Origin of the sequence: Amycolatopsis tolypomycina (assembly GCF_900105945.1) — a bacterium.
In the GTDB taxonomy this organism is placed as follows: Bacteria; Actinomycetota; Actinomycetes; order Mycobacteriales; family Pseudonocardiaceae; genus Amycolatopsis; species Amycolatopsis tolypomycina.
This window is the reverse complement of record NZ_FNSO01000004.1, coordinates 2,124,653-2,140,614: the sequence shown is the minus strand read 5'-3', so window position 1 is coordinate 2,140,614 and position 15,962 is coordinate 2,124,653. Positions and strand designations below refer to the sequence as shown.

Below are 15,962 nucleotides of genomic sequence, written 5' to 3'. Positions count from 1 at the left end.
CGGACGGCCGGGCTCCGGCTCACTCGACGCTCGCCGCCGCGGCCAGGATGACCTCGGCGACCACCTCGGGCTGGGACACCGCGACCGCGTGCGAGGCGTCGATCCGCCGGACCGTCGAGGACGCGCGCTCGGCCATGAACTCCTGCGCGGCGGCCGGGATCGCGTTGTCCTGGTTGGCGATCAGCGTCCACGAGGGGAGCTTGGTCCACGCCGGGGTGCCCTCGAACGGCGCGGCGAGCGCCTGCTGCGCGACCGGCCGCTGGGTCACCGCCAGGACCGCGGCGGTGACCGCCGGGACGTCGGCGGCGAAGACCTCGGCGAAGTCCGCCGGCTTGATCGACAGCTCGGGCCGGCCGTCGTGCTCCAGGACGTTCGTGGTCTCCGGGCCGAGCTTGGCGCCCGGGTAGCGGCCGGAGAGCTCGAACACGCTTTCGCCCGTGTCCGGCTGGAACGCGGCGATGTAGACCAGCGCGCGGACGTTCGGTGCGTCGGTGGCCGCGCGGCTGATCAGCGCGCCGCCGTAGGAGTGCCCGGCCAGGACCACCGGGCCGGAGACGCTGTTGACGACGTCGGCGACGTAGGCCGCGTCGGACTCGACGCCGCGCAGCGGGTTGGCCACCGCCTGGACCGGATAGCCCTGCTCCTGCAGCTTCGCGACGACGCCGGTCCAGCTCGACGAGTCGGCGAACGCGCCGTGGACCAGGACGATGGTGGGCTTGCTCATGGCTGACTCCTTCAGGGAGAACGATCGGTCTTTCTGTTAGCCACTGTGGCGCGCCGGAGCCGCCGTGGCAATGTGATGAAGCAGACCTGGCAGAACGATCGGTCTTTCTCTAAGCTGCGGGGATGAGGACTGCCGAGCCGCACCCGAAAGACCGGCTGCTCGCGACCGCCGCCCGCCTCTTCTACGCCGAGGGCATCCACGCCGTCGGCGTCGAACGCCTGGTTTCCGAAGCCGCGGTGACCCGGGCGACCTTCTACCGGCACTACCCCACGAAGGATGACCTGGTCGCCGCCTACCTCGCCGAGACGAGCCGTCAGATCCGCGAGGCCGTCGCCGAGGCGCGCGCGGGCAAGCCGCCGCGCGACGCGCTGGCGGACACGATGGCCGTGGTCGGCAACGCGACGTGCGGCGACGACTTCCGCGGCTGCCAGTTCCTCAACGCCGCCGCCGAGTACCCCGACCCGGACAACCGCGTGCGCCAGGTGATCGACGACCACCGGAAGTGGTTCTTCGAGGTCCTGCGCGAGCAGGCGGCGGCGCTCGGCCACCCCGAGCCGGACCACGCGGCGCGGGTGCTCGTCCTGCTGCGCGACGGTGCCCTGCACGGCGGCGAACTCGACGAACCCGGGAAGGTGCGCACCACGCTGCGCCGGGCGGTCGACGACTTCCTGCCCTGAACGACCGCACGAACAGGCGTTCCGGTCGCTTTCACCTGCAGAAACCGGGCAAATCTAGGCCGAACGGGTTACCTTGGGCACGGAAGGTGACGGAGGTCCGAGATGGCGGCACCCGACGCGGCGCGCGTCCCGGCCTGGCTCGAGCCGATGCTCGCCAAGGCCGACGGCGGCCGGCTGCGCAGCGGCCCGGAGTGGGCGTACGAGTACAAGCTGGACGGCTACCGGGCGGCCATGCGGATCGCCCCGGACGGCACGACGGTGCTCACCAGCCGCAACAACATCGACTTCACGGCGGAGTTCGCCGACCTCGCCGGCGTGCTCACCCCCGCGCTCGACGGCCGCGCCGCCTACCTCGACGGCGAGATCGTCGTCTACGGCGACGACGGCCGGATCGACTTCGAGCGGATGCAGGAACGCCGCGGCCGCTACGTCCGGCACCAGAGCGGGCCGAAGGGACTGGAGTTCCGGGACGTCCCGGTCCGGTTCCTGGCCTTCGACCTGCTGCAGCTCGGGGACCGGAGCCTGCTGGCCACGCCGTACGACGAGCGCCGCCGCCTGCTGGCCGAGCTGCCGATGCCCGATCCCTACCGCGTTTCGGTGGTCCGCGCGGTCACGTTCGAGGAGCTCGCCGCCGACCGCCGCACGCCCGCGGACTTCCTGGCCCACGCCGCGTCCGCCGGCTACGAAGGCGTCGTCGCGAAGCTGCGTTCGTCGGGCTACTCCCCCGGGCAGCGGCCGGACTCGTGGCTCAAGCACCCGCTGGTCCGGACGCAGGAGGTGATCGTCTGCGGCTGGCGGCCCGGCCAGCGCAGCTTCACCGGCACGCTCGGCGGGCTGCTGCTCGGCGCGCACGACCCCGCCACCGGCGGCCTCGTCTACATCGGCGACGTCGGCACCGGCTTCAGCCAGGCCGGCCGCACCGAACTGCAGGAACAGCTGCAGGCGATCGAGCGGCGCACCCACCCGTTCGTGACGACGCCGCCGCGCGAGGACACGGTCCGCGCCCGCTGGGTGGAGCCGCGACTGGTGGGCGAGATCGTCTACCGCCAGTTCACGCGTGCCGGGCGCGTCCGCCACACGGCGTGGCGCGGGCTGCGTCACGACAAGGACCCGGCGGAGGTGCTGGCCCCGCGCGCGGTGCCGCACGAGCCTGCCGCGCCTGCGCCTGCACCGCCGCCTTTGGCGGAGCCGCAGCGGATCACGGTCCAGGCGGGCAACCGGCGGCTGACGTTGTCCAATTTGGACAAGGTACTGTACCCGGCGGACGGGTTCACCAAGGGCGAGGTGATCAACTACTACTCGCGCGTGGCGGAGGTGCTGCTGCCGCACCTCGCCGGCCGGCCGGTGACGTTCATCCGCTACCCCAACGGGGTCGAGGGCCAGAAGTGGTTCGAGAAGAACGTCCCGAACGGCGCCCCGGACTGGCTGCGCACGGTGCGCCTGGCCGGCACCGGCGGCACGATCGACTACCCGCTCCTGGACGACCTCCCGGGCCTGGTGTGGGCGGCGAACATGGCGGCACTGGAGCTGCACGTTCCACAATGGACGGTGGAGTCGGGCACCCGGCGGCCCCCGGACCGCCTGGTGTTCGACCTGGACCCGGGCCCCGGCACGACGATCGTCGACTGCTGCCGGGTGGCCGAGCGCCTCCACGACGTCCTGGTCGACGACGGGCTGACACCGTACGCGAAGACGTCGGGCTCGAAGGGAATGCAGCTCTACTGCGGAATCCGCACGGACGACCCGGCGGCGCCGTCGGCGTACGCCAAGCGGGTGGCCCAGCGCCTGGCCGCCGAGACACCGGATTCGGTGACGGCGGTGATGGCGAAGGCCCACCGAACGGGCCGCGTGTTCATCGACTGGAGCCAGAACAACCCGGCGAAGACAACGGTGGCCCCGTATTCGTTGCGCGGCCGCGACCACCCGACGGCCTCGACCCCGGTGACGTGGGACGAAGTCCGCGCGTGCGGCCACGTCACGCACCTGACCTTCACGGCGGACGACGTACTGGACCGCATCGACGAGCACGGAGACCTGCTAGCCGGAGTGGCGAAGGACAGCGCACCACTGGGGTGACGGTCAGCGGCGCCGGAGTAGCCGCTTGACCTTGCCGAGCAGACCGGCGGGAGAGCGGAGCGGCGAGGAAGCACGGGCGGTCGGCGGCTCGGGTTCCGGCTCACGTTCCGCTTTGGGTTCCGGCCGGCGTTCCGGCTGGGTTTCCGGCGGGCCGGCCTCAGGAACCGGCTTGGTCTCCGGATCCGGCCGCATCTGCGGAACTTCGGGTACGTTCGACCTCGGCCCCGCGACCTCCACCGGCCGGAGAGCGTGCCGCGGCTCTGGTCGCGGGCCGGCGGAGGTCGGCTGCCGCGCGCTCGAACCGTCGGCCGGCCGCGGCGCCCCTTGCGGTACGGCGGGCACCCGGCCAGCCGGCGCCGGAACCTCCACCGGCTGCGGCAACCCAGCCGGCGCCACCGGCCCCCGCACACCCGGCGCCCCCGACGGCACTCCGATCCCCTCCGCCCCGCTTTGCGGCCGCGGCGCCGGGATCTCCCCCGCCATCCTCCCCGACTCCGGCACCAACCCCGGCTCCGGCACCACCCCCGCCTCCGGCGCCTGAGGCAACGCCGGTCGCCCGAGCATCTCCGGGGTGATCGCCGGGGTCATCAATGGCGTGTGGGCCGCGTCCGCGTTCGGTGTCGCCGGCTCGCGCGCCACCGGGTAGCGGGCCAGGGGGCCGTCCTCGATCGGGGCTCCGTTGGGGCGGTGGCTTCGGAGCAGGCCGCAGCAGCCCAGCAGTCCGAGCAAGCCCGCCAGTCCCCACCACACCGTCATGACTTTCCTCCGTTCCTCGCGCTCCGGATATCCCTCCCCCGGCCGGCCCAACCCGAGCGTTACCCGGGTGGGTGACAGCGTCACCCCAGTTGCGGGACGTCACCCGGGAACGTGATCGGCAGCGAGTACAGGCCCCGCGCCGTGCGGCCGCCGCCCAGCCAGCCGTGGAAGAAGATGTGGCCGTCCACCACGTCGGCGCCGCCCGGGGCGTCCACCTTGCCGCCGAGGAGCTCCGTCGACAGGAAACGGCCGTCCGCCTTCACGAACGCGCCGCCCAGCGTCGGCGCGGCGGCGTAACACGTGTGGTAGCCCGTGCTCTCGAACGTGTCGGCCGAATAGAACAACAGGTACCGGGAGCCCGTCTTCACCACCGAAGGCGCCTCGACGACCGACTTCTCCGCCGTGAGGTCGGCCCGCAACAGCTCGGTGCGCGGCCCGGCGAACGTACGGCCGTCGGCCTGCAGCTTCTGCGCCCAGATCGCCGACGGCGGCCCGGTCGCCGCGCCGTCGCTCTTGTAGAGCAGGTAGCGGGAGCCGTCCGCGTCGACGAACGTCTGCGGGTCGATGTCGCCGTGGTCGCCCGGCTCGCACACCAGCGGCCGGCCGCCGGCCGGTGTGTACGGGCCTTCCGGCTTCCGAGCCGTCGCCGCGCCGAGGCACATCTCGCCGCCCGCCGTCTGCGCAGCCGCGAAGTACAACACGAATGTCCCGTCCGCCAGCTGCGTGACGTCCGGGGCCCAGAACCCGCCGTCCGGCTTCGCCCACGCGGGCACGGCGCCGAGCGCGTCACCGGCGACGCGCCACGGCCCGTCCGCGGCGGCCGCGGTGGCCAGTGCGATCCGCGTGGTCTTCGTGCCCGTCGCGAACGCGAAGTAGCCGGACGCGGTCTTGACGACGTCCGGATCGGGGAAGTCCTGGTTGATCAGCAGCCGCGGCGCGCTGACGGCCGCCGCTTCCGGGGCCATCGCGAACGCGGCGGCGACGGCGGCGACCGGCACGAGACTCTTGAAACCCATAGGCGATTTTGTTGACACACCAACGGTTCCGGCAACGGCAGGCGGCCGTCGTCACCGGGAAGCGTGGACTTGCCCGCGTGCCCGGATCGGGTGGATTCGCCGGCGCCGCGCGGGGGTAGCCGCCGACTCATGCACGCAACGAGCGGCCGAGGGGCGTACCGCGCCGGGCATCCCGTCGGCGAGGCCGAAGGCGCGGCGGCCCGGCAGGAAAAGCCGCTGGGCGCCCCGGGAAAGCCGCTCGACCGCCGCTCGCCGTTCTTCACCGGGCTGCTCGCCGCGGCCGGGGTGGTCGTCACCGTCGCGGTCGTCGAGCTGCTCCTCGCGGCCTCGGACGTGCTGCTCCTGATCGGCATCGCGTTCTTCCTCGCGGTGGGGCTCGAACCGCTGACCGCCCGCCTCGCGCGCCGGGTGCCGCGGCCGGTCGCCGCCGCCGTGGTCGTCGTCGCCGGGCTGGCCGTCCTCGGCGGCGCGCTCGCCGCGGCCGCCGTCCCGCTGGCCGAGCAGGCGACGCAGCTGCGGGACGGCGCACCGCGGTACCTGACGCTGCTGCGCGACCACGGCAGTCTGCTCGGCTGGGCCAACGAAACCTTCGGCCTGGAAACCGCCGTCCGCTCGATCCGGCTGTCCGACGTCGCGAAGTCGCTCGCGGCGCTGCTCGGCGACGCCCTGATCGTCGTGGTCCTCGCCACCTACTTCGTCGCCGACTTCCCCCGGATCCGCACGGCGCTCTACCGGCTGGCCCCGCGGTCGCGGCGGCCGCGGGTGATTCTCATCGGCGACGCGGTCTTCCGGAAGGTGGGCGCCTACCTCGTCGGCAACGTCGTGGTGTCGCTGATCGCGGGCGCGGCGGCGTTCGCCTGGCTGTCGGCGTTCGGCGTGCCCTACCCGCTCGTGCTCGCCGTGCTGGTCGCCGTGCTCGACCTGGTGCCGGTGGCGGGTTCGGTGGTGGCCGGGGCGGGCACCACGCTCGTCGCGCTCTCGGTTTCGGTGCCGGCCGGGCTCGCGACGCTCGGCTTCTTCGTCGGCTACCGGCTGGTGGAGGACTACGTGCTGCTGCCGAAGATCGTCGGCCGGGCCGTGCGGGTGCCCGCGCTGGTCACGGTCGTCGCGGTGCTGCTCGGGTTCGAGCTGCTCGGGGTGGTCGGCGCGTTCGTCGCGGTGCCGGTCGCGGCCGCGGTGCTGCTGGTCGTGCGCGAAGTGGCCGTGCACCGGCTGGACCGGACATAGGAAGACCGCCGCGCGGGTTCGTCCCGCGCGGCGGTCGGACCGTTCGACCGGAGGGGTCAGTTGCCCTGGGCGGTCCCGCCGTCGGCGATCTCACCGGCGGCGCAGTTGCTCGGGTTCTGGCCCTCGGCCTCGTGCTCGCCCGGGGAGAGCACCGGCACGCCGATGCCGTTGGCGGTGTCCTGGACCGGCACCTGGACGCCGAGGACGTTGACGTTGTCGTCGCAGACGCCGCCGACGACGTTCAGGTTGTGCACGGCGTCGAGGTTCTGCACGTTGCCGACGAGGCCGAACTGGTCGGTGGTGTCGACCGGGTGGCCGGCAACGGTGACATCGGCCGCGGACGCGGATCCGCCGAGCACCGCCATCCCGGCGGCGAGGGCGGTGGCGACGAAGCCGAGCTGCTTGATCACGGGAAAATACTCCTTCTGGCAACCCACCGGACGGTCCGGTGGGGGATCGGGGAAGGGAACGGGCCCGGCTTCGGTTCGCCGGGCCCGGAAAAGTTCGTTACTGTGCGGTCATGCCGGGTGGGACCGGCGCACTTCTCCAGCGTCGTGGCCGGTCCCACCCGGGTCGGCGCTCATCCGGCGTCGCAGCGTGCCCGGAACGCGGAACCGGAGTGTGCAGCTCGCTCCGTGTTCCGGGCGCGCGGTGCGACGTCCGCGCCGGATCCCGTGCCCGGAGCCGCGTTCCGCACGCACGGACGGCCCCGGGCACGGAAACTCAGTGACCCTGGCTGGTGCCGCCGTCGGACAGCCCGCTCGAGGCGCAGTTCTCCGGGTTCTGGCCGCTGGCCTCGTGCGCGCCCGGCGAGAGGATCGGCACGCCGATGCCGTTGAGCGAGTCCTGGATCGGCACCTGGACGCCGAGGACGTTGACGTTGTTGTCGCACACGCCGAGCGTGCCGTTGACGTTGTGCAGCACGTCGGTGTTGTTCAGGTTCACCAGGCCGACCTGGCCGGTGTAGTCGTAGCCGCCGTAGTGGTGGCCGTGGTGCCCGTGGTGGTGGCCGTCCGGGGTGTCGGCCGCGGCGATGCCGCCGGCCAGGAAGGCGCCGGCCGCCGCGGTGGCCGTGACGAAGCCGATCTTCTTCAGCATGGATTGCTCCTCGGTGAACGATTTCGGAGAACGGGACGGCGGTGAATGTGTGTTCCGGCGTCCCGTGTGAGGGAAACGTACTGATGCCGCGGCGGCGTTTCCACTTCGTGCCACCATCGTGTGGGTACCGCGAGCCGCTGACCGCGCCGCGTGTGCCCCGATCGGGTTAGTTGTTTGCTGCCAACCACTTCCGGGATTTCGCTTGTGGTGGAAGGAGTTTTGGACATGCCGAAGAGCCCTGCACCGGGTGGCGCAGGGCTCTTCGACGGGGTTTCCTAGGCGGGCCAGGCCTCGGCTTCGGCCGTGAGCGCGGTGGTGACGTCGATTTCGCCCGACCGCACCCGCCACGCGAGCGAGTCCGGCCGAGGCTGCAGCAGGTGCCACCCGACGACGTCTTCGTCGGTGTAGCAAGGGTTTTCTTCGTCACCGATACCCAGCGCGGCGAAGTACTGGCGGGCGGGCCAGGTTTCGGGAACCCAGGCGCGGGCCCACCGCACGACGATCCTGGCGAGGTCGTTGCGGCCGTCCGCCGGGTGAATCAGGCGGTCGCCGGTGGTGCAGATCAGGCGTGGCGTGTAGGTCGCACCGAGCGGCGCGACGACGAGTTCGGTGTTCATTCCTCCCCCGGTCCACGGCAGTGGACGGTGTTTCCCGGCTCGGATGCGCAACTGCACGGAGAAAAGGGAAGGACGGCCGGAGGCGGACGTGCGCACCCGGCGCGCCCTTGCCCGGCTCCGGATTGAACCGGGAACCATCTTACAAAGCGCGTGAGTGCCGCAGAACCCGGGGCTCTTCGCCCGTTCCCGTGACGGAGCGAGTGAGGGCGAGGATCGGGGGTACACCCGAGTGCCACGTCCCGAACGGAAGGAAGAGCCGAGATGAAGAAACTGCTCAGCACCGCAGTGGCGGCGGCGGCATTCGCCCTGACGGCGGCTACGCCGGCATCGGCAGTGGCGGCATCGGCAGTGGCGGCATCGGCACTGGCGGCGGAGCCGGCGCCAGTGTGGCACCAGCAGACCGACGACAACGACAACGCCCGCGACGACAACGACAACGACAACAACGGCCTGTGGGGCCTGTTCGGCCTGGTGGGCCTGCTGGGCTTGGCAGGCTTGGTCCGCCGCGGCCCGAAGCCGGGAGCGATGGCGGGATACCCGGCGGCGGGCACGAACCAGCCGCCGGCGAACACGTACCCGCCGGCCGAGCCGCGGCAGAACCCGCCCGGCGTCTGAGGGGCGTTGTAGTTCCGGTCCCCGCCGGGTGCTCGGCTGCCGGGCGATTGGTCGCCGGGCGATTGCGGTGCGGTGGGTTGAGCGCCGCGCGTTTGAGCGCCGGGCACCCGACCGCCGAGCGACTGCGCTGCGGCCTGAGCACCACGCGATGGAGATCCGGCAGCGCCGCGCGATCGAGCACCGAGGGCACGGCAGCCCTGGCCTCCGACGGGGGCCGGGGCACCGCCGGCCCCGCAACCCGGCCTCACCAGGACCCGGCCGTCACCCTTGCCGCACACCAGGTCTCCCCTCGCCCGGCTCCCGAGCTTCACCCTCTCCCCACACCCGGCTCCTGCCGAGCCCTCGGGTCACCCTGGTGCCGCGCACCGCGGATCCCTCCTCCTCTTCGCGCAGAACGTCCCGGCGCCGTCGGGCGTCGGGACGTTCTGCGTTTCCTTCTCCGAATGGCGCCCAGTTGTCAGGTCTCGGCACCGAGGTGGCCACCATAACGGCCGGAAAAACCGACCTGCGACCGCCACCCAGATTAGCGAGTCACTCGCCGCGCAAGAAGTGTTTTCGCATCGTACCCTACTTAAGAGTGGCCTTTCCACCGCCCGGCAAATGCGCTTGATTACCCACCAATTCTCCGCTTAAACCTCACGATCGGGTGAAAGTCCGGCGTCACCCGAATCTGACACCCCTCGTACCTTCGGTAAAGAAAACCCCCGTGATTCAGCCATCCATCGCAACCGAGAAACACGGTCGAGTGGTGACATCACCGAACGTAGCCGCCGCTCAAAACCGTCGAATACCCGCTTCACGCGATGTCGATGTTTGTTCCCGGGAACCCGCGACCCCGTACACCGTGCGAAATCAACGCACTCCGCCGACGCCCGGCATCCACTCGCGTTATCGCCGATCGGCGATCACCATGATCGCAGTCGGCATCGCACAATCCCCAAGGAGTACGACATGAAAACTGCACTGACCCGAGCCCTCACCGTGTTCGTCACCGCCGCCGCGGTGACACTGGCGGGGGTGGGGGTGGCGACGGCGGGCGGGCCCGGTGGCAGCGGATCGTCGAGCACCACCAGCGCCGCGGCGGAGGTCCAGGGCCTGCGCGACCAGCTCGTCTCGCGGGCGGACAACGGGGACGTGGCCGGCACGCAAGCCACGCTCGGCACCCTCGACCCGCTGCTCTCCGATCTGGCCCAGGGCAAGCGGTACACCATCCAGGCCGCCGCGAAGGACAGCGCGGCCACCGCGCAGAAGGACACCACCGAAGCGCGCAAGGGCGTCGACGACCTCGCCGCCAAGGTCGAGTCCCGCCAGTCGCTGCCCCCGGTTTCCGCCCTGCTCAACGCGCTGCTGCAGCGCGTCCTGATCAGCCTCTCCGCCCTGGTGAACGACCTTCTCGGCGGGCTGCCCGTCCCGGTCGGCTAGGCCGGCCGGACCCCCGGACGGAGAAGCCGGCGACGGCCCGGCGCGGATCCCCCTCCGCGCCGGGCTTTCGTCGTCCCCGGGCAGGAAAAAGCCCGGTGCGGCGGACCGCACCGGGCCTCTCGCCTCGGGTTATTCGTAGACGACGTAGGCGGGCGTCGGGGTCAGCGCCAGCACTTCCGCCGGGGTCATCAGGTCCGCGCCGCGGCGGGTGTCCTCCTCGAAGAACAGCTTGAAGCCCGGCCGGACGTGGCCGGGGATCGTCTTCATCAGCGTCTTCCACGTCGCCTTCTTCGCCGCGGCCGAACCGATGCCATCGACGACCTTGACGACCGAAACTCCCTGGTGCGGCAGCAGGAGCTGCTCGTCGCGCACCACGGACGCCGCCACCTGGTGGTAGATCATCACCTTGGCGGGCAGGTGGTGCGCCTCGGCCAGGCCGCCGAGGTAGCGGGCCACCTCGTCGAGCTCGCCGCCGGTCGTGCGGCCGAACTTCCGGCCCGGGATCACGCCCGGTTCGACCGCCCACTCGGGGTCGAGCGCGACGCCGACGTCGGGCTCGGTCAGCCAGCGCTCGTAGGCCTTGACCTCGGGCAGGAAGTCGGCGCGGCCGGGCTGGATGTTCAGCAGGAGCAAGCCGTTCAGCGCCCGCGCGGCGTCGAGGTACTCGCGCACGGTCGAGTCGTCGCAGCGGCTGCGGAACATGCCGTCCTCGCCCGGCGAGCGGTGGACGGTCGTGGCGATCAGCTCGACGACCGGGGTGACCGGACGTCCCGGCGGGAACGTCCCGATCTGGCGCCGCAGCGCGCGGCCGGCTTCGGCGAGATCACCGGTCATGCGGCCGAGCGCCTTCGCGCCCGGCGCTCCGCAAAAGCCGACGAGCAGGCCTTTTTCGAGCGGGTTCGGCGGTGGTGGCGGCGGCTCGGCGGCGACGGCGGCCGGGGCCGGCACGGCGAGCACCTGCCCCCGCTGCACCGCCCCGCAGGCACTCGTGGCCAAGCCCGCGAGAGCGGCGGTGAGGACCAGGCGTCGATCGAAGGTTCGTTCGGCGGCGACCGCCTTTTTCGGGACCATCGCGGGAAAATACCCGGCGCCGATCTTCGGCAAACGCGTTTTCCGGCGATCACCGAATCGTGCCGCGGCGTGTTCCCGGCCCATGGCCCCGGCCTGGGGAAACGTCGTTTTCCGGGCGGTGGCTGGCAATTCCGGGCTCACCCGACCCGGTGGCCCGGCCCGCACCCGCGGCGGGCCGGACGCACACTTCCGGCATGCGTTGCCTTTTCCGGTTCGGTGCCGGGTTCACCACCCTCCTCGCGCTGGCGGCCTGCGGCGGTCCCGCGCCGGTCGCCCCGGCGTCCCCGGCACCGCGGCCGGCGCCCGCCGCCGCGCCGGTCCGCATCACGCCCGCCGCCGCGCGGCAGCTGGGCGCCGACGAGCTCGGCCGGGTGCCGGTGCTGATGTACCACCGCATCGTCGCGCAGCCGCGGTCGGTGTACGACCGCACGCCCGCCGACTTCACCGCGGAGCTCGAACGGCTCGCGGCCGAGGACTACGTCCCGGTCACGACGGCGGAACTGGTGTCCCGCCGGCTCGACCTGCCGGCCGGCGCGCACCCGGTGGTCCTGACCTTCGACGACGGCGACCCGAGCGCGTTCCACCTCACGCCGCAGGGACAACCGGAGCCGGGCACGGCGGTCCGCATCCTGCTGGACGTCGCGGCGGCGCACCCGCGGTTCCGGCCGGTCGCGAGCCTGTACGTCAACGAGCACCCGTTCGGCGGCGACGCGGACGGCCGCGCGCTGCGCTGGCTGGCCGGCCACGGTTTCGAGATCGGCAACCACACGCGCCGCCACACGAACCTGCGCACGGCAACGGAATCGGCGGCGACGGCGGCGATCGCCGAGGAGGACGCGCTGATCCGCCAGGCTGTCCCGGGCTACCGGCCGGCGACGCTGGCGCTGCCGTACGGGAGCAGCCCGCGCCGCCGGGGGCTGGCCCTGCAGGGCCCGGGCTACACGTACGGCGGCGCGCTGCTGGTGGGCGCGGGGCCGGCACCGTCCCCGTGCGCGGCGGCGTTCGACCCCGGCGCGATCCCGCGGATCCGCTCCCAGTCGACGGGCCCGGAGGCGCAGTACGGATCTTCCCACTGGCTCGCCGAGCTGGCCGCCCCGACCGGCCACCGCTACACCTCCGACGGCGACCCGTCGACGGTGTCGTACCCGAAGTCGGCGGCCGCGGTGGCACCGGAGTGTGCGAGCGTGGGCCTTGGCTACTGAACGGCACCCGATGGCCCGCGTGGACTGGCTGCCCCAGCCGCGGCGCCGGCCGGGGCAGGAGGCGACGAGGGCGAGTCGGATCCCGGCGCCTGCCGCGCCGGTCACCACTGCGCGTGTCGCCCCGGCGCACCCGGCGATGCCGGACGCGGCGCCGCCCGAACCACGGATCGCCACCGAAGCGGCGGCTCCGGCGGCCGAGCTCGAGCTGCGGGCCACCACCGAAACCGCGCCCCCAACCCACCCGCCGGCCACCGAACCCGAGCCTCGCACCCCCGCGGCCCGGCAAACCAACGCTCATGCACCGGCGACCCAACCCGAACCGCACACCCCCTCATCCCGGCAAGCGATCGCCCCCGCCCTTTCCGTCGGCCCGCCGGCTCCGCGAGTCCCGCGGCCGCCCGCCGTCGCGCCCCCACTGCCCACCCTCGCGCTGCCCGCCCCGGCCTCCCGGCCCGCGACCACCGACTGGTGGCCGCCCGCCGTTCTCGTGTTCGCCGTGGCCCTCGCTCTTGCCCTTCTCCTCACTCCGCAAGCCGCCGAGCCGCGACGGGTCTCCGGGGTTGCCTCCGCGCAGCCCACCGTCCAGACCACCACCCCGACGGCCAAGCCCGAACCCGCTGCCCTTCCCGATGGTGTTCCCGTCACCGAAACCGGCGGCGGGACCTGGCACGTCGTTCCCGGACCACCCCGGGACCTCGGGGCCGGGCCGAAGATCCTCACCTACACCGTCGAAGTCGAAGACGGTGTCGACCTCCGCGGGTTCGACCACGACGTCGACGCCATCCTCGCCGATCCGCGGGGCTGGTCCGGGGTCACCTTCCGGCGGGTCGACGACGACCCCGCCGTGCGGATCAGCCTCACCACGCCCGGCACCGCCCGGCGCCCGGACCTCTGCGGCTTCTCCATCCCCTACGACTCCTCGTGCCGCCTCGCGCGCGAGCACCGGATCGTCGTCAACCTCGCCCGGTGGTTGCGCGGTGCCCACTCCTACGACGGCGACCTGGTCGGCTACCGCACCTACGCCATCAACCACGAGATGGGGCACGCCCTCGGCTTCGGCCACGTCGGCTGTCCCGCCCCCGGGGCACCGGCGCCGGTGATGATGCAGCAGACCTTCGGGCTGTCCAACACCTACCTCGCGGACCTCAACCGGGCCGAACCCGGGGCCGCCGGCAAGGTCAAGCCCGACGGTGCCGTCTGCCGTCCCAACCCCTGGCCGCGCTGAACCGGTTTGTCCCGCCGTCCCGTGGGCATCCGCGCCGCCTTCGGGAGGGGTGTGCCATGGTGCGGAAACTTCTGGCCGGAAAGGCGATCGCGCCGGCCACCGTCAAGGTCGGCGGCAGCGCCTTCGACGCCCAGCAGTTCCTCGCCTCCGTCGCTCGCACGCGCCGCCCGACCTCGTCTACCTCGACCGGCAGCTGCTCGGCACCTACGCCGCGCGCGGCACCCTCGAACCGCTCACCGACTGCATCGCGAAGCAGCGCATCGACGTCTCCCGGTACCGGCCCGCCGCGCTCAAGGAAGTCACCCTCGACGGCAAGGTCTACGGGCTGCCCGAGTTCTACGACAACCGGGTCCTGCTGGTCAACGACGCCGCCGTCGCCGGAAGCGGCTTCACGCCCCGAGACCTCACCGACCGCGCCAAGCTGGCCACGGCCGCGCAGAAACTCACCGTCCGCACCGGCAGCGGCCTGTCGCGGATCGGGTCCGACCCCAAGATCCCGGAGTTCCTCCCGCTGTGGGCCAAGGCCAACGGCGTGCAGATGCTCAGCGACGACGGCCGCACCGCGCACCTCGACGACCCGCGGCTGGCCGACGCCCTGCAGTGCGCCAAGTCGCTGATCGACGCCCAGGGCGACTGGAGCGCGGTGAAGGCGTTCCAGGACTCCTTCGACTTCTTCGGCGAGAAGAACGCGTTCAAGCAGGGCCAGCTGGCGGCCACCCTGATGGACGACTGGTCCCTCAACGTCCTCGCCAACCACTCCCCCAACGTCCGGGTCTCGGCGGCGCCCTTCACCGACACCGCGGGCGCCCCGGTCGACTGGGTCACCGGCAGCGCGCAGGAGATCTTCGGCACCCTGGTGCAACTCGAGGACCGGCCGGCGTTCGACGCCGCCGTGCGGACCGTGCTGAAAGCCCAGGAAAGTGCCTTCACCATGCCCGCGTCCCCGGCCGGCTCGGAGTTCAAGACGGCCTGGCAGAACGCCGTCAACCGGGTGCTCTCGGGCGAGCAGCAGCCCGCTGAGGCCCTGCGCCAGGCCCAGCAGGAAGCCCAGCGCGCGCTGGACGCCGCCCGGTGAAGCGCCGGACGCAGGAAACCTGGGCCGCCTATGCCTTCCTAGCGGCTCCTCGAAGACCCGGCGGTGCGCACGAGCCTGGGCAACACGCTGGTCTACACCCTCATGTCGGTGCCCGCCACGATGGCCGTCTCGCTGGCGCTGGCCTCCCTGCTCACGCGGGCGGGGCGCCGGTCGGCCGGGTTCTTCCGCACGGTGTTCCACCTGCCCGAGATCACCCCGAAGGTCGCCGTCGGCGTGCTGTTCCTCATCCTGTTCAACGGCCAGGCCGGCCTGGTCAACGCCGCGCTCGGGCTGGCCGGCATCGACGGTCCACAGTGGAGCACCGACGGGCCGTGGGTGAAACCGGGGCTGGTGCTCATGAACCTGTGGTCGGTGGGCAGCACGGTGATCATCTACCTGGCCGCGTTGCGTGGCGTGCCAAGCGGGGCGCTGTTCTTCACACTCATCGTCCAGACGATCGCGGCGCTGCAGTCGTTCGACGAGGCCTACACCGCGTTCTACGGCTCCGCGGCCTCGGCGACCTACAGCAACGACGCTGCCCTGTTCTACCTGATCTACCTGTTCCGGCAGGCGTTCGAGTTCCTCCACCTCGGGTACGCGTCGGCGATGGCGTGGCTGCTGTTCGTCGTGGTCCTGGCGATCACGCTCGTGCAGGTGCGGCTGAGCCGCCGGTTCGTCTACTACGAAGGCGCCGACCGGTGACGGCGCGGCAGGCGGCCCGCCGGCTCGCCCTCTCCGCGGCGACCGTGCTGTTCCTCTACCCGTTCGTCTGGCTGCTCAGCGCGTCGGTGAAGCCGCGCGCCCAGGTCTTCGACAACGTGCTGATCCCCCGCACCTGGGCCTGGGACAACTACGTCGAGATCTGGCGGGCCGCGCCGGTCGCGGCCTGGCTGCTCAACAGCGTGGTCGTGTCGCTCGCGGCGGCCGTCGCCGTGACGCTGACCAGTTCGCTGGTGGCGTTCGGTTTCGCGTACTTCCGCTTCCCGGGCCGCAACGCGCTCTTCGGCCTGGTGCTGGCGACGATGATGCTGCCGGCCGCGGTGACGATGATCCCGTGTACCTGATCTGGAACAGCGTGGGCCTGGCGCACACGCAGGTGCCGCTGTGGGCCGGGAACCTGTTCGGCAGCGCGTTCTACATCTTCCTGCTGCGCCAGTTCTT

General features: G+C 72.2%; 16 protein-coding genes. 10 read left to right on the top strand and 6 right to left on the bottom strand.

Annotation, left to right across the window (positions count from 1 at the left end; all coding sequences use genetic code 11):
• Positions 1–19: 19 nt before the first annotated feature.
• Positions 20–724, bottom strand: coding sequence for an alpha/beta fold hydrolase (locus tag BLW76_RS20320; protein ID WP_091309730.1), 705 nt, complete (start codon positions 722–724; stop codon positions 20–22).
• Positions 725–846: 122 nt separating this feature from the next.
• Between BLW76_RS20320 and BLW76_RS20315 the strand changes: the two genes are divergently transcribed.
• Both BLW76_RS20315 and ligD read left to right on the top strand, forming a co-directional pair.
• Positions 847–1,401, top strand: coding sequence for a TetR/AcrR family transcriptional regulator (locus BLW76_RS20315; protein ID WP_091309728.1), 555 nt, complete (start codon positions 847–849; stop codon positions 1,399–1,401).
• 102 nt (positions 1,402–1,503) lie between these two features.
• On the top strand, positions 1,504–3,477 hold the full coding sequence (ligD, locus tag BLW76_RS20310) for a DNA ligase D (RefSeq protein ID WP_091309725.1): 1,974 nt from the start codon (positions 1,504–1,506) through the stop codon (positions 3,475–3,477).
• A gap of 836 nt (positions 3,478–4,313) precedes the next feature.
• Here the strand turns inward: ligD and BLW76_RS20305 are convergent.
• Positions 4,314–5,249: a glycoside hydrolase family 43 protein gene (locus BLW76_RS20305; protein WP_091309724.1), complete on the bottom strand. Its 936-nt coding sequence runs from the start codon at positions 5,247–5,249 to the stop codon at positions 4,314–4,316.
• Between the two features lie 129 nt (positions 5,250–5,378).
• On the opposite strand from BLW76_RS20305, the gene BLW76_RS20300 reads away from it, so the two are divergent.
• On the top strand, positions 5,379–6,476 hold the full coding sequence (locus BLW76_RS20300; protein ID WP_244170232.1) for an AI-2E family transporter: 1,098 nt from the start codon (positions 5,379–5,381) through the stop codon (positions 6,474–6,476).
• A 56-nt stretch (positions 6,477–6,532) separates the two neighbouring features.
• Here the strand turns inward: BLW76_RS20300 and BLW76_RS20295 are convergent, their stop codons facing one another.
• From BLW76_RS20295 to BLW76_RS20285, 3 genes are all read right to left on the bottom strand, one after another.
• Entirely contained in the window at positions 6,533–6,886 is a 354-nt protein-coding gene (locus BLW76_RS20295; protein WP_091309722.1) for a hypothetical protein, read from the bottom strand.
• Positions 6,887–7,199: 313 nt separating this feature from the next.
• A complete protein-coding gene (locus BLW76_RS20290; RefSeq protein WP_091309721.1) occupies positions 7,200–7,574 on the bottom strand; it encodes a hypothetical protein in 375 nt (124 codons plus the stop codon).
• A gap of 275 nt (positions 7,575–7,849) precedes the next feature.
• Complete coding sequence (locus BLW76_RS20285; RefSeq protein ID WP_091309718.1) at positions 7,850–8,191, bottom strand: hypothetical protein; 342 nt, start codon at positions 8,189–8,191, stop codon at positions 7,850–7,852.
• Positions 8,192–8,452: 261 nt separating this feature from the next.
• On the opposite strand from BLW76_RS20285, the gene BLW76_RS20280 reads away from it, so the two are divergent.
• A complete protein-coding gene (locus BLW76_RS20280; protein WP_091309717.1) occupies positions 8,453–8,806 on the top strand; it encodes a WGxxGxxG family protein in 354 nt (117 codons plus the stop codon).
• A 951-nt stretch (positions 8,807–9,757) separates the two neighbouring features.
• Positions 9,758–10,228 (top strand): hypothetical protein, encoded by a 471-nt coding sequence (locus BLW76_RS20275; protein ID WP_091309715.1) that lies wholly within the window; start codon positions 9,758–9,760, stop codon positions 10,226–10,228.
• A 129-nt stretch (positions 10,229–10,357) separates the two neighbouring features.
• On the opposite strand, the gene BLW76_RS20270 is transcribed toward BLW76_RS20275, so the two are convergent.
• A complete protein-coding gene (locus tag BLW76_RS20270) occupies positions 10,358–11,299 on the bottom strand; it encodes a hypothetical protein (RefSeq protein ID WP_244170231.1) in 942 nt (313 codons plus the stop codon).
• Positions 11,300–11,493: 194 nt separating this feature from the next.
• On the opposite strand from BLW76_RS20270, the gene BLW76_RS20265 reads away from it, so the two are divergent.
• The 5 genes from BLW76_RS20265 to BLW76_RS20245 all read left to right on the top strand — a co-directional run bounded on the left by BLW76_RS20265 (position 11,494) and on the right by BLW76_RS20245 (position 15,865).
• Positions 11,494–12,501, top strand: a complete 1,008-nt coding sequence (locus tag BLW76_RS20265; protein WP_091309711.1) for a polysaccharide deacetylase family protein — start codon at positions 11,494–11,496, stop codon at positions 12,499–12,501.
• 19 nt (positions 12,502–12,520) lie between these two features.
• Positions 12,521–13,726 carry a DUF3152 domain-containing protein gene (locus BLW76_RS20260; protein ID WP_244170230.1) on the top strand — a complete coding sequence of 402 codons (1,206 nt, stop codon included), beginning with the start codon at positions 12,521–12,523 and terminating at the stop codon, positions 13,724–13,726.
• A 49-nt stretch (positions 13,727–13,775) separates the two neighbouring features.
• A complete protein-coding gene (locus tag BLW76_RS20255) occupies positions 13,776–14,801 on the top strand; it encodes an ABC transporter substrate-binding protein (protein WP_244170229.1) in 1,026 nt (341 codons plus the stop codon).
• A gap of 63 nt (positions 14,802–14,864) precedes the next feature.
• The gene (locus tag BLW76_RS20250; protein WP_244170228.1) at positions 14,865–15,503 is read left to right on the top strand and encodes a carbohydrate ABC transporter permease; all 639 of its coding nucleotides are present in this window, start codon (positions 14,865–14,867) and stop codon (positions 15,501–15,503) included.
• The gene (locus BLW76_RS20245; RefSeq protein ID WP_244170227.1) at positions 15,500–15,865 is read left to right on the top strand and encodes an ABC transporter permease family protein; all 366 of its coding nucleotides are present in this window, start codon (positions 15,500–15,502) and stop codon (positions 15,863–15,865) included. The genes BLW76_RS20250 and BLW76_RS20245 overlap by 4 nt, the downstream gene beginning before the upstream one ends.
• Positions 15,866–15,962 lie beyond the last annotated feature (97 nt).